The 13476-nt window shown below is 31.3% G+C and carries 15 protein-coding genes; all 15 read left to right on the top strand.

All coding sequences use genetic code 11. From position 1 onward, the window contains the following. Window position 1: 1 nt before the first annotated feature. The 15 genes from CUL_RS0108070 to CUL_RS0108140 are packed head-to-tail and all read left to right on the top strand — an operon-like array spanning window position 2 to window position 13466. Window positions 2-514: a flagellar biosynthetic protein FliO gene (locus tag CUL_RS0108070; protein WP_005582668.1), complete on the top strand. Its 513-nt coding sequence runs from the start codon at window positions 2-4 to the stop codon at window positions 512-514. Continuing rightward, window positions 498-1244, top strand: coding sequence for a flagellar type III secretion system pore protein FliP (gene fliP, locus CUL_RS0108075; protein ID WP_005582669.1), 747 nt, complete (start codon window positions 498-500; stop codon window positions 1242-1244). The genes CUL_RS0108070 and fliP overlap by 17 nt, the downstream gene beginning before the upstream one ends. 10 nt (window positions 1245-1254) lie before the next feature. Then, window positions 1255-1524, top strand: a complete 270-nt coding sequence (gene fliQ / locus CUL_RS0108080) for a flagellar biosynthesis protein FliQ (RefSeq protein WP_005582670.1) — start codon at window positions 1255-1257, stop codon at window positions 1522-1524. Window positions 1525-1537: 13 nt separating this feature from the next. Beyond that, window positions 1538-2317, top strand: a complete 780-nt coding sequence (gene fliR, locus CUL_RS0108085) for a flagellar biosynthetic protein FliR (RefSeq protein ID WP_005582671.1) — start codon at window positions 1538-1540, stop codon at window positions 2315-2317. Window positions 2318-2321: 4 nt separating this feature from the next. After that, window positions 2322-3410, top strand: coding sequence for a flagellar biosynthesis protein FlhB (gene flhB, locus CUL_RS0108090; RefSeq protein WP_005582672.1), 1089 nt, complete (start codon window positions 2322-2324; stop codon window positions 3408-3410). Window positions 3411-3421: 11 nt separating this feature from the next. Further along, the gene (gene flhA, locus CUL_RS0108095) at window positions 3422-5446 is read left to right on the top strand and encodes a flagellar biosynthesis protein FlhA (protein ID WP_005582673.1); all 2025 of its coding nucleotides are present in this window, start codon (window positions 3422-3424) and stop codon (window positions 5444-5446) included. Continuing rightward, on the top strand, window positions 5446-6522 hold the full coding sequence (locus CUL_RS0108100) for a flagellar biosynthesis protein FlhF (protein ID WP_005582674.1): 1077 nt from the start codon (window positions 5446-5448) through the stop codon (window positions 6520-6522). Before flhA ends, CUL_RS0108100 begins: the two co-directional genes overlap by 1 nt. A 1-nt stretch (window position 6523) precedes the next feature. Beyond that, the gene (locus CUL_RS0108105) at window positions 6524-7417 is read left to right on the top strand and encodes a MinD/ParA family protein (RefSeq protein ID WP_005582675.1); all 894 of its coding nucleotides are present in this window, start codon (window positions 6524-6526) and stop codon (window positions 7415-7417) included. Window position 7418: 1 nt separating this feature from the next. Beyond that, a complete protein-coding gene (locus CUL_RS0108110) occupies window positions 7419-8084 on the top strand; it encodes a flagellar brake protein (protein WP_005582676.1) in 666 nt (221 codons plus the stop codon). Next, a complete protein-coding gene (locus CUL_RS0108115; RefSeq protein WP_005582677.1) occupies window positions 8085-9137 on the top strand; it encodes a protein-glutamate methylesterase/protein-glutamine glutaminase in 1053 nt (350 codons plus the stop codon). A 2-nt stretch (window positions 9138-9139) separates the two neighbouring features. Continuing rightward, window positions 9140-11143, top strand: coding sequence for a chemotaxis protein CheA (locus CUL_RS0108120; RefSeq protein ID WP_005582679.1), 2004 nt, complete (start codon window positions 9140-9142; stop codon window positions 11141-11143). Between the two features lie 16 nt (window positions 11144-11159). Beyond that, a complete protein-coding gene (locus tag CUL_RS0108125; RefSeq protein ID WP_005582680.1) occupies window positions 11160-11591 on the top strand; it encodes a chemotaxis protein CheW in 432 nt (143 codons plus the stop codon). Window positions 11592-11605: 14 nt separating this feature from the next. Next, window positions 11606-12208: a chemotaxis protein CheC gene (locus tag CUL_RS0108130; RefSeq protein WP_005582681.1), complete on the top strand. Its 603-nt coding sequence runs from the start codon at window positions 11606-11608 to the stop codon at window positions 12206-12208. A gap of 1 nt (window position 12209) precedes the next feature. Continuing rightward, window positions 12210-12692 carry a chemotaxis protein CheD gene (locus tag CUL_RS0108135; protein WP_005582683.1) on the top strand — a complete coding sequence of 161 codons (483 nt, stop codon included), beginning with the start codon at window positions 12210-12212 and terminating at the stop codon, window positions 12690-12692. Between the two features lie 27 nt (window positions 12693-12719). Next, window positions 12720-13466 carry a FliA/WhiG family RNA polymerase sigma factor gene (locus CUL_RS0108140; protein WP_005582684.1) on the top strand — a complete coding sequence of 249 codons (747 nt, stop codon included), beginning with the start codon at window positions 12720-12722 and terminating at the stop codon, window positions 13464-13466. The last annotated feature ends 10 nt before the right edge of the window (window positions 13467-13476 follow it).

A 13476-nucleotide genomic window follows, 5' to 3' on the forward strand; every position in this document is an offset into this window, starting at 1 on the left:
TATGAAATCCGATAGAAAAATATTTTTTTACACATTAATACTTTTGATTTCGATAAATACCATTGGCTATGCAGCTGAAATTGAAGATTACAGTCTAGGAAAAGCTATATTTAAACTTGTTTTTTATATCATTATAACTTTGATAGTGCTTATTATCGCCGTTTACGGCACTAGATTTATTGCAAAGAATTCAAAAAGGTTTGTTAGTAGTAAATATGTTAGAATTATAGATAGTTTAAATTTAGATGCTAATTTTAGGATACTGATTGCAGAGATTAACGACAATATTTATATTCTAGCTATTACTAACAATAATGTAGAGGTTATAGATAGAATTTCCAAGGAAGATTTTGACAAGAATATGGGTTTTGACGATCAGCTGCATAAATATAGTAGTAGTTATTTTAAGGATTATGATTATTTTAATAAAATTCGATCAAATATTAAAAAGACGTTGGTGAAACCTAACAAAGATATTGATAAGGAAGACGAAAATTATGAAAAAGACAACTAAAATAGTATTATTGACGATATTTATTATTATTCTAATGGGTGAGGTCTCCTATGCCCAACCGAACCTGTCTTTATTGGATAGGATTGTTGGTAGTGAACCTGAGAATTATGTTTCTTCCTTACAAATTTTGTTCCTATTGACTGTGCTTACATTAGCTCCATCAATTTTAATAATGATGACCAGCTTTACAAGGTTGATCATAGTACTCTCCTTTATAAGGAATGCATTGGGGCTTCAACAAACACCGCCAAACCAGGTCATAATAGGACTAGCTTTATTTTTAACTTTTTTTATTATGGCACCAATAGGATCACAAATAAATGAGGAAGCAATTCAACCTTATCTAAGGGAGGAGATAAGCCAAGAATTAGCTTTAGAGAAAGCTTTAGAGCCTATAAGGGAGTTTATGTTTAGACAGACTAGGGACAAGGATTTAGGACTTTTTTTAAATATGAAGAAATTAGATGGAGTAACTAGTCTTGAAGATATTCCAAACCATGTATTGATACCAGCTTTTATAATTAGTGAATTGAAGACTGCATTCCAAATAGGGTTTGTTATCTACATTCCCTTTCTGGTAATAGATATGGTTGTGTCTAGCACTTTGATGTCAATGGGTATGATGATGTTACCACCTGTAATAATTTCACTACCTTTTAAGATATTATTATTTGTTTTGGTGGATGGTTGGAATTTAATTGTCAAGTCTTTAGTACTTGGTTTTAAATAGGGGTGATGAAATGAATCAAGGAGATGTATTGAAATTAGCTCAAGATGCCATAAAAACTATTTTAATGGTGTCAGCACCTATGTTAATATTTAGCTTAGTAGTTGGATTAATAGTGAGTATTATACAGGCTGTAACCCAGATTCAGGAAGCTACTTTGGCTTTTGTACCTAAGATCGTTGCTGTTCTATTATCCTTGATAATATTTGGACCCTGGATACTGAAAGTTATTACTCAATTTACTACTGATTTGCTTACTAATGTTAATTTTTATATACAATAGATAGGTGTTGAATATGCTAAATATCTTTGAATTGCTATTTGATAAAAACGAAATTTTTTTATTAGTTCTAGTTAGAACTTCAGGAATATTTGTTGTTTCGCCTTTTTTCAGCTCTCAAAATGTACCTAATACTTTGAAAGCAGGCTTCTCTTTTATACTATCAATACTCTTAACTTTGTCCTTAGATATTGAGGTAGAAATTCTAAGGACTACATTCGCAATCCTAATAATTAAAGAATTGATGGTAGGCCTTATTATCGGATTTATCAGCTATGCTTTTTTTTCTACTTTCTATGTGACGGGACAAATTGTAGATATGAAGATTGGATTTGGTATGGTAAATGTTATTGACCCTCAACATAGAGTTCAGGTTCCCGTTATGGGAAATTTTTATTACATATTAGCTTTTTTACTTTTATTAACTATTAATGGTCATCACGCCATTATTAATGGACTAATAGATAGTTATAAATTTATTCCCATTGGTAAATTTACATTTAATTTAGACACTGGATTTTTTTTAATAGATATTTTATCTAAATCATTTATTACCGGTTTTAAACTAAGTGCACCTGTTGTTGTTACTATATTTTTAACTGATTTATTATTAGGTATTCTAGCTAGAACTATTCCACAGATGAATGTTTTTGTAGTAGGTTTGCCTTTGAAGATTTTAATTGGATTAATAGTTATTGGTCTATCTATACCAATCTTTTACTCATTAACAACTGGTGTTTTTAATAATACAATTGAAGAAATTTATAATTTTCTAAATTCCTTTGTTAAAGGTTGATATTATGGAAATGAAAATCAATTTACAGCTATTTGCAGAGGCGGAAAAAACTGAAAAACCCACTCCTAAAAAGCGAAGGGATGCAAGGGAAGAAGGGCAAGTATTACAAAGTAAGGAATTAACCTCTACTTTTATACTATTTGCTACCTTCTTAGGATTAAAAGTCTTCGGTAAATATATATTAAATTATCTAATGAAATTTACAACTAATGTCTATAAAATAATTGAGAATGTAGATGAACTATTTTACGAAAACAATTGGATGACCAATTATACCAAAATTGTTACAGTTTTTTTTGGATTAGCTGCTCCAATTATATTTGTATCATTTTCATCTGCCCTTATTATTAGTCATTTGCAGGTAGGATTCTTATTTACTACTAAACCGCTGAAGGTGAAATTAAATAGGATAAATCCGATAGAAGGATTTAAAAGGTTGTTTTCTAAAAGAGCTTTAATGGAATTGATAAAATCAATTTTAAAAATCCTATTAATCGGTTATGTGGCTTATTCCTTTATTAAGAAAAACTTTATACAAGTGATGAATCTTCAAAGATTAGAATTATCTATAATTATAAAAAACTTTTCTAGTTTAGTCTTTAGTTTTTCTATGAGGATTGTAGGGGTATTAATATTTCTATCTCTACTAGATTATCTATTCCAATGGAGAGAACATGAGAAAAACTTAATGATGACAAAACAGGAAATAAAAGAAGAATACAAACAGACGGAAGGTGACCCGTTAATTAAATCAAAGATAAGAGAGAAACAGAGAAGAATTGCAATGTCCCGGATGATTCAAGATGTACCAAAAGCTGATGTAATTATAACGAATCCTACTCATATAGCCATTGCAATAAAGTACGATAAAGAACTATATGATGCACCCTATGTATTGGCCAAAGGGGTTGATATAATTGCTGAAAACATCAAAAAAGTTGGCATAGAACATTCTATTCCTTTAATCGAGAATAAGCCTCTAGCGAAGACCTTATATGATACAGCTGAAATTGGAAGCTTAATACCAGAAGAGTTATATGAAGCAGTAGCTGAGGTATTAGCATATGTCTATAGTTTGAAGGATAATTATTAGGAGGAAAGATAATGAAATTTGGTGATATTATTGTTGCCCTAGGTATTATTGGAATTGTTTTAATAATAATAATACCTATACCAAATGGGCTATTAAGCGTTCTATTAAGTATTAATATAGCTTTATCTTTACTTATTCTATTGGTCTCCATGTATGCGAAAGATGTGCTAGAAATTTCCATATTTCCATCTTTACTTCTAATTGCAACTCTTTATAGGTTAGCATTAAATATATCTACTACTAGGGGTATATTAACCGATGCAGATGCAGGTAAAGTGGTAGAAGCTTTTGGAAAGTTTGTAATACAGAACAACCCAGTAGTAGGTTTTATTATATTTCTAATAATCATAGTAATACAGTTTGTTGTAATAACCAAGGGCGCAGAAAGGGTTGCTGAAGTATCTGCAAGGTTTACATTAGATGCAATGCCTGGAAAACAGATGGCTATCGATGCAGATTTAAATTCAGGGTTGATTACAGAGGAAGAGGCAAGAAAGAGAAGAAAGGATATTCAAAAATATGCAGATTTTTATGGGGCAATGGATGGAGCTACTAAGTTTGTTAAAGGAGATGCTATTGCTGGTATAATAATTACCATAATTAATATAGTTGCAGGCTTGATAATTGGCGTAACCTCAGGCATGCCTTTAAACGAGGCTATGCAAACCTATACCCTATTAACAGTTGGTGATGGATTGGTTAGTCAAATACCAGCGTTGTTGATTTCAACGGCCACTGGTTTGGTAGTTACTAGGGCTGCTACTGAATCCAATTTAGGTCAAGATTTGATTAAACAGTTATTCAGCAATAACTCAAAATTGCTTTATGTAATAGGTGGAGTAGTTGCCTTCTTAGGTATATTTACCACCTTACCAACTCTTACTTATTTGATTCTTGGATTTATATTTGTATTTTTAGGGTATTCAATGGAAAAAGGGGTTAAAGAAGAAATAGAAGAACCAATAGAGGAAATGTCAGAAGCAGAAGAATTGAGAAAACCTGAAAATGTACTAGGGCTATTGAAAGTAGATGATATTGAATTAGAGTTTGGCTATGGATTAATACCCTTGGCTGATGTAAATCAAGGAGGGGATCTACTAGATAGAATTGTTATGATACGAAGGCAAATAGCCATGGAGCTGGGTTTAATAGTTCCTATTGTTCGACTGAGGGATAATATTCAACTAAATCCTAATGAATATATAATAAAGATAAAGGGAGTACAAGTATCAAAGGGAGAAGTTTATTTTGATCACTATTTGGCAATGGATCCTGGTACAGGAGAAGGAGAATTAGAAGGTATTGAGACCATAGAACCTGCTTTTGGTTTACCTGCTAAATGGATAGCTGAAAGTGAAAGAGAAAAGGCTGAGATTTTTGGTTATACAGTTGTGGATCCTCCATCTGTAATAGCCACCCATCTAACTGAGGTTATAAAGGAAAGGGCTTATGATTTAATAGGTAGGCAAGATGTAAAACTATTAATAGACAATGTAAAGGAAGAATATCCAGCTGTAGTTGAAGAAGTTGTACCCAAGGTTTTATCTATTGGTGAGGTACAGAAAGTATTATCTAACTTACTTAAAGAACAGATTAGTATCAGAGATATGGTAACTATTTTAGAAACTTTAGCCGATTATGGTAATGTAACAAGGGATACAGATTTATTAACAGAATACGTGAGACAAAGATTATCAGGTTACATAACTAACAAATACGTTGAAAATAGTGCTTTGAATGTAGTAACCTTAGATAGTGAAGTTGAAGAGATTATTATGAATTCCATCAATAAAACTGAAACTGGTTCTTATTTATCCTTAGAACCTAGTACAGCTCAGAGAATTCTAAATAATACTTTAAAAACAGTACAAAAATTAACTTCTATTGGAGAACAGCCTATTATATTAACTGCTCCAATAGTTAGACTGTATTTTAAACGCTTAACAGAACAATTAACTAGAGATTTAATTGTACTCTCCTATAATGAAATAGAACCATCGGTAGAAGTTCAATCTGTTGGGATGGTGAATTTATAATGAAAGTAAAAAAATATACTGGATATACTACCCATGAAGCTATGACTAAGTTAAAGAGGGAGCTTGGCTCGGATGCTGTAGTTTTAAACACTAGGACGGTTCGGCAAAAAGGATTTTTAGGTTTTTTTAGAAAACCTTTAGTTGAGATTACTGCCGCTTATGAAAAAAAGGATTTATTGTCCTTTAAAAGCAGAGAAGAGGATAGCCTTAGTAGAATAAACAATGAATTGAATACTCTTAGGAATATGGTTGAACAAATATCTAGTCGTGTAAAAGAAAAAGACTCAGAAATTCCAGGAGAACTTGATAAATACAGAATGAAACTAATTGAAAATGGGGTAGAATATCTTACTGCAACTTCAATACTAAAAAAACTGAGTGATCAAATAAACTTTAGCCATAAGGACCATATTACTATTAAGATGATTATAAAACAAACTCTTATGGAGTATATTGGGCAGGTTGAACCTTTAAGTTTAGATAATTCCTATCAGAAAGTAATATTTTTCGTTGGTCCTACAGGAGTTGGGAAAACAACCACATTAGCAAAAATTGCAGCCCAGTTAGTTATGGAAGATGAGTATGATATAGGATTAATTACTTCTGATACCTATAGGATTGCTGCTATTGATCAGCTAAAAACTTATAGTGATATATTGCAGTTACCTCTAAAAATTATTTATAATGAAGAGGATATGTACAAAACTTTGGTCACGTTTAAGGACAAGGATATTATTCTTGTAGATACTGCTGGTAGAAATCATAGGGATATAGATGAGGAAGATGAAATATTTAAAATAATGAACTCTATTAAAAACAAAGAGGTATTTTTAGTTTTAAGCGGTACTACAGAGTATAAAACTTTAAAATCAATTATTAGACATTATGATTTTATTAAAGATTATAAAATTATTTTTACTAAGATTGATGAATGTGAAGGTTTAGGTAATATTTTAAATACAAAATATCTAACTAACAATCCGGTTTCCTATGTAACTACTGGGCAGAATGTACCAGATGATATTGAAGTATTGAATAAAGAAAAAGTAGTTAGCTCTTTAATAGGGGAGATATAGTATGAAAGATCAAGCTGAAAAACTTAGGCAATTGATGAAGGGGAAGGTTGGTAGAGAAACTAACTCTTTTTTTAAAAAGAAAGCTAAAGTGGTAGCTGTAACCAGTGGAAAGGGGGGAGTTGGAAAAACTAATTTTGCAATTAATTTAGCTATTTCCATAAAGCGATTAGGATATAAGGTTTTAGTCTTAGATGCAGATTTAGGATTGGCTAATATAGAAATACTGACGGGAATAAATATTAAATACACTATTGCAGATTTATTAGCCAGTGGTAAACGAATTGATGAAATTGTTGGTAACGGACCTGAAGGTATTAAAATAATATCTGGTGGAACTGGTTTGCATGAATTATCAATTATGAATGATGAAAATATTGAAAGGTTATTAACCGAGATAGAAAGGTTGGAATCCCTAACGGACTTTATAATAATCGATACAGGAGCAGGAATATCTAATACGGTTTTAAATTTCGTTATGGCAGCTGATGAAGCCATACTTATAACTACCCCAGATCCTACCTCTATAATGGATGGCTATACCATGATAAAAGCTTTGACAAATAATGGATATAGAGGTAAACTAAATATAGTCACTAATATTGTCAACAGCAGAAAAGAGGCTATGGACACTTTTAACAAACTAAATAAAGCTTCTAATAGTTTTTTAAAAATTGAACTCTACTTTTTAGGTTATTTGGAAAAAAACAATATTGTTAGTAAAGCTGTGAAAAATCAAACACCCTTTGTACTATCTAGCCCTAAGTCAACAATATCTAAAAGGATAAATATTATGGCCTTAAAGTTCATAGATTCTAATAGTGATGTTGAAATAGAGAATGATATGGGTTTTACTCAGAAATTAAAAAACTTACTTTTTAGAAGAGGTGGTAGCTAAGATGGTTAAAAAGATAAGTGAATTAAACATTGGTGACAGGATTGAACTTATCAGAATAAATTCTAAAGGTAAGAAAAATTACATAAGCCAAATATTAGATATTATGGACGAGGAAGTATTTATTGTCAGTGGCCCTATTTATAAGAGCGAAATTGTCCTAATACACAAGGATGAGATAGTAAAGGTTAGTTATATAATAGATAATAAAGGAAGATATTCTTTTAATGCTAGAGTATTAAGAAGGGAATACGAAAGAGTTTATAAGTTGGAACTGCAAAAAATCTCAAATACCAAAAGATTTCAATTAAGGGGATTTTATAGGTTTGCTATTGATATTCCTGCAATAAAACAGTTTCCTATAAAACGAGGTAATAAAAAAGAAATTGTTACTGAAAAGTGTAGAACAAAGGATGTTAGTGGCGGAGGTTTAATGTTGTATTCAAACTACAAGCATGAAATTGGGGATATAGTATTATGCAAATTTAATATAGATGATCATCAAATTAATGCAAAGGGCAAAATAGTAAGGATAGAAAATATTGATACTTTTGATTATGATTATGGTTTAGGAATAAGGTTTATAGATATTAGCGAAAATGATAGGGATAGAATAATTCAGTTTATATTTTTGAAACAACGATTGTTAAGGGAAAAAGGACTGATCTAATTGATAAAGATACTTATAGTTGATGATTCACCATTTATACGTAAAATATTGATGGATATACTCAAGGCTGATGATGAAATACTAGTAGTTGGAGAAGCGAGAAATGGGAAAGAGGCTTTAGAAAAAATCCCCTTACTAAAACCAGATCTTATTACCCTTGATGTCGAGATGCCGGTAATGGATGGTATAACTACATTAGAAAACATTGTTAAAAACCATAATATACCTGTTATTATGGTTAGCAATTTAACACAAGAATATGCTACGTTAACATTAAAAGCACTAGAAAAAGGGGCTATTGATTTCATACCAAAACCTAAAAATATTTTTAATTTTAGTGGGGAAAAAATCAAATTGGAAATGATCAATAAAATAAAGATAGCTGCGAAATCAAATAAAAATAATATTGGCCCTATTAACAAATCCATCATTAAACCCATAACTTTAGACTCTGCTATTAGCAAAGTTAATGAAGAAAACTTTGAGTATATAGTTGCAATTGGTACTTCCACTGGAGGGCCTAGGGCGCTACAAGAAGTTTTGCCTTTATTGCCTGAAAACATTAATGGCTCTATCGTTGTAGTACAACATATGCCAGCTAAATTTACTAAATCATTGGCTGATAGATTAAATACCATATGTAAAATTAAAGTTAAAGAAGGTGAAGAAGGGGATAGACTAAGGAAGGGCCATTGTTATATTGCACCCGGAGATTTTCATATGGAAGTAGTTAGAAGGAAATCTGATTATTTTATTCAATTGAATAAAGAACCAGCCATAAAAGGTCTAAGACCTTCTGTAGATGTTTTAATGGAATCTGTTGCAAAATTAGATGGTTTAAATAAGATGGGGGTTATTATGACGGGTATGGGATCCGATGGTTCAAATGGTATTGTTCAAATAAAAAAAGCAAAAGGTTTTACAATTGCCCAAGACCAAGATTCATCTGTAGTTTTTGGAATGCCCAAGTCAGCAATAGGTACTAAACATATTGATAAAATAGTTCCTTTATACAGTATAGCTCATGAAATAATAGGTAAGGTGGGGGTGTAATAATGGATTTAGATTTAAACCAATATATTAATTTATTTGTTGAAGAAGCTAAAGAACATTTACAAAATATGAATGAAGCTTTATTGGAATTGGAAAAGGACAAAGATAATGTATCCTTGATTAATGAGCTTTTTAGAGTGGCTCATACTTTGAAAGGTATGTCTGGCACCATGGGCTTTGTCAACATGGCAAATCTAACTCATGAAATGGAAAATGTATTAGAAGGCATTAGGAGTCATGAAATAGAATTGAGTGAAACTGTTATCGACATCATTTTTGAATGTTTTGATGTATTGGATGACTCCGTTAATCAGATCGCTGAAAATGGCAAGGAAAGTAGCGAAGAACATGATGCTCTTATAGAAAAGCTAAGGACTGTTTTAAGGGGAAATAATGCTACAGAGGTTAAAGAAAATAACAATAGGGTTAATGATATATTCCTTAATGAATATGTATTAAATATTGCAAAAGAAGCGAAGATTAAAGGTCTAAATATTTTTAATATAAAAATAGAACTTAGTCCAAAATGTATGTTAAAATCAGCTAGAGCTTTTATTATTTTTAACACTTTAGAGTCCATAGGAGATATTATCTACTCTAACCCTTCTGTTGAGGATATTGAAGATGAGAAGTTTGACTTTAATTTTTCCCTAGTTTTCATTTCTGAAATCCATGAGGAAAAATTGAGAGATGAACTAAATAGTATATCGGAAATAGATAAAATACATATCTCTGTATTAGAGGATATAGAAACAGCCAAGGTTGGACAAGATTTGGTTAAAGAAGCTGAAAATCTAAAAAAGGACATTGAAGAATTAGCAGTAAGTAGGAGTAAAAATTCAACTTCTACTAGGGATAGTAGAATAGGTAAGACGGTAAGAGTGGATATCGACCGATTAGATAATCTAATGAATCTTGTATCTGAGCTAATTATAATTAAAACTAGGATGGATGATTTAAGTGATATATCCAATAAGGAAAATATGATTGAGGCTATTGAATACCTTGAAAGGATTACTACAAGTCTACATGATGCAGTTATGAAAGTTCGTATGGTTCCAATAGAAAGGGTTTTTAATAGGTTTCCGCGTATGGTGAGGGATTTATCTAAGGAATTAAATAAGGAAATTGATCTTCAAATGTATGGAGAAGATACTGAAGTGGATAGAACTGTAATTGATGAGATTGGAGACCCTTTAATCCATATTGTTAGGAATTCTATTGACCATGGTATTGAAACTCCAGAAAATAGAATAAACCAAGGGAAACCAAAGGAAGGGACTGTTATTTTGAAGGCTTATCCCGATGGTAATAATGTGGTAATAGAGGTTGTTGATGATGGTAAGGGCATCGATATTGAAGGAGTTAAAAGAAAGGCTATAGAAAAGGAAATCATTACTGACCAAGAGGCGGAAATATTGTCGGAAGAAGAGATAAAAACTTTACTGTTTCAGCCAGGCTTTAGCACCTCAGAAGAAATATCTGATGTATCTGGACGAGGAGTAGGATTAGATGTTGTAAAAAGTAAAATTGAGTCTATTAACGGGTCTATCGAAATCGATAGTGAAACCGATATTGGTACTAAATTTATTATAAGAATACCGCTGACACTGGCAATTATACAAGCCCTATTAGTAAAGTTAAAGGATGAAATATATGCCATTCCATTAAGTTCCATAACAGAGATTACTAGTGTTACTAAGGATAGTATTAGAAATATTCAAGGCCAGGACATTATGCTATATAGGGGCAAAACCATACCTATGGTTAGATTACATAGATTAATGGGACTAGAATTCTCCAACACCGATGATGAATATTTAGTTGTGGTAGTAAGAAAAGGAGAGAAACAGGCTGCTTTATTAGTAGATAGTTTAATAGGTCAACAGGAGATTGTTATCAAACCTTTAGGAAAGTATCTATCGAATATTAAATATTTATCTGGAGCAACTATATTAGGTAATGGTAATGTATCATTAATATTGGATGTTAATTCAATAATATAGACGGGGAGGTCTTATCATGTCTTCTGATGGTGAAACTAAATACGTAATTTTCAAATTGAATGAGGAATATTATGGGGTTCCTATTGATAATGTTTTATCCATAGAAAAGGTAGTAGAAACTACCAGGATACCAAATGCACCTGATTATATAAATGGAGTAATCAATTTAAGAGGTGAAGTAATTCCCATAGTTAGTTTGAAAACTAAATTGGGAATGGAAGAGGATAGCATAAACAAAAATTCTAGGGTCATCGTATTAACTGAAAATGAAATAGTTGTTGGTTTGGTAGTTGATTCGTCTTCAGAAGTATTAGAAATAGATAAGGAAAATATAGACAAGCCTCCTACTGCTGAAGACAATCAATATATTGAATATATTAATGGGATAGGCAAGGTTTCGGGTAGGCTGATAATATTATTGAATCTAGGAAAAATTTTAGAACACTAAGGGAGCAGAGAATAATGGATGTAGAGAATTTAAATAGTGTGATGATTGATGTATTGAAGGAAATTGGAAATATTGGATCTGGCAATGCAGTTACCTCATTAGCTAACATGCTGTCAAAGCGTGTAGATATGAGGGTGCCTAAAGTTCGGATTATGGAATTTAAAGATGTGGCTGAAGTTTTAGGAGGAGAAGAAGAGCTAGTTGCCGGAATATATTTAAATCTAGGTAGTGATGTAGAAGGAAATATTATGTTTATTCTTGACTTAGATTCTGCCCTTAATTTAACAAATATGTTATTAGGCAGAGAAGATGTAGAACTAGATGATATAGCTATGTCAGCTCTATCGGAAGTAGGAAATATATTGGCTTCTTCCTATGTCAACTCTTTAAGTGGTTTAACAGGTTTGAAAATAACCGTTTCTGTTCCATCCTTAGCTATTGATATGGCTGGAGCAATACTTTCTGTACCAGCAATTCAATTTGGTCTTATTGCTGACCAGGTATTATTTATTGAAACTGTCTTTCAAGAAGGGAATAATTTTGTACAAGGGAATTTGTTCTTATTACCTGATATGAGCTCCTTTGAAAAAATATTATCTAGTTTAGGGGTTTTGTAATATGAAAATAATCAAAGTTGGCATGGCGGATTTAAATATTGTAAAAGCTCCTGGGATTTTGACAACTCTTGGCTTAGGTTCTTGTGTGGGAATAGCTTTATACGATAGATACAATAAGATTGCGGGTTTGGCACATGTTATGTTACCTTCTAGCAAAGAAATAAAAAATAACGAAAACAAATCTAAGTTCGTAGATACTGGTATAGAGTTACTTATAGAAATGATGATTGATAAAGGAGCTATAAAGAGAAATTTAACTGCTAAGATAGCAGGGGGCTCTCAAATGTTTTCCTTTAATAATAATAGCAGTATTTTAAAAATAGGTGAAAGGAATGTTTTGGCTACAAAGGAAAAATTAAAGGAGTTAAATATTGAAATACTATCGGAAGATACAGGTGGAAACTATGGTAGGACTATAGAACTAAATGCGGAAGACGGTTCTTTATTGATAAAGACCATTGGCCATGGGATTAAGATTATTTGATATTCCATAGGGAGGTAAGTAACTATTATGAAAACAGATGAACTATGGAAAAGGTATGTTAAAACTAAGGACAGAAGTATAAAGCAATTACTTATAGAAGAATATATTGGCTTGGTAAAGATAGTTGCTGGTAGAATGTATAATTTCTATGGAAGCAAAATAGAATATGAAGATTTAGTTGGCTTTGGAGTTATGGGGTTAATAGATAGTATAGAAAGGTTTGATATAAGCAAAAATATTAAGTTTGAAACCTATGCTCAAATAAGGATTAAAGGTACCATTATCGATAATATAAGGAAATTGGATTGGATTCCTAGGACTTTAAGAAAAAAATCTAAGGATATTCAGAATGGAATGGTTAATTTGGAAAACAAATTAGGCAGAACTCCATCCAATGAAGAGTTGTCCAAATACTTGTGCATTTCTTTAGAAGAATTAGATTCTGCCCTTGCCGATATTTCAAATTTCAATGTTACATCCTTGGAGGATTTACTTATAAATAAAGGAGAATATTATATAAAGAATGATAATAATTTAGATACACCTGAAAACATTTATGAGAAAAAAGAAATCATAGAAATATTAGGAAATATAATTGATGAATTGCAGGAAAATGAAAAAACAGTAATATCCCTATATTATTATGAAGAACTAACCTATAAAGAAATTGGACATATTATGGAATTATCGGAATCTAGAATTTCTCAAATACATAGTAAAGCAATTTTAAATATTAAAAACAAATTGATTAAACTAGGTATTTATGAGAATTGAATAGGAGGCA

Origin of the sequence: [Clostridium] ultunense DSM 10521 (genome assembly GCF_000511955.1) — a bacterium.
Taxonomy (GTDB): domain Bacteria; phylum Bacillota; class Clostridia; order Tissierellales; family Tepidimicrobiaceae; genus Schnuerera; species Schnuerera ultunensis.

Coding starts and splice junctions, on each gene's coding strand:
- CUL_RS0108130 (WP_005582681.1), top strand. CDS start 11,606: ATGGATGTAGAGAATTTAAATAGTGTGATGATTGATGTATTGAAGGAA.
- flhA (WP_005582673.1), top strand. CDS start 3,422: ATGAAATTTGGTGATATTATTGTTGCCCTAGGTATTATTGGAATTGTT.
- CUL_RS0108125 (WP_005582680.1), top strand. CDS start 11,160: ATGTCTTCTGATGGTGAAACTAAATACGTAATTTTCAAATTGAATGAG.
- CUL_RS0108110 (WP_005582676.1), top strand. CDS start 7,419: ATGGTTAAAAAGATAAGTGAATTAAACATTGGTGACAGGATTGAACTT.
- flhB (WP_005582672.1), top strand. CDS start 2,322: ATGGAAATGAAAATCAATTTACAGCTATTTGCAGAGGCGGAAAAAACT.
- fliP (WP_005582669.1), top strand. CDS start 498: ATGAAAAAGACAACTAAAATAGTATTATTGACGATATTTATTATTATT.
- CUL_RS0108070 (WP_005582668.1), top strand. CDS start 2: ATGAAATCCGATAGAAAAATATTTTTTTACACATTAATACTTTTGATT.
- CUL_RS0108135 (WP_005582683.1), top strand. CDS start 12,210: ATGAAAATAATCAAAGTTGGCATGGCGGATTTAAATATTGTAAAAGCT.
- CUL_RS0108120 (WP_005582679.1), top strand. CDS start 9,140: ATGGATTTAGATTTAAACCAATATATTAATTTATTTGTTGAAGAAGCT.
- CUL_RS0108140 (WP_005582684.1), top strand. CDS start 12,720: ATGAAAACAGATGAACTATGGAAAAGGTATGTTAAAACTAAGGACAGA.
- fliQ (WP_005582670.1), top strand. CDS start 1,255: ATGAATCAAGGAGATGTATTGAAATTAGCTCAAGATGCCATAAAAACT.
- CUL_RS0108100 (WP_005582674.1), top strand. CDS start 5,446: ATGAAAGTAAAAAAATATACTGGATATACTACCCATGAAGCTATGACT.
- fliR (WP_005582671.1), top strand. CDS start 1,538: ATGCTAAATATCTTTGAATTGCTATTTGATAAAAACGAAATTTTTTTA.
- CUL_RS0108105 (WP_005582675.1), top strand. CDS start 6,524: ATGAAAGATCAAGCTGAAAAACTTAGGCAATTGATGAAGGGGAAGGTT.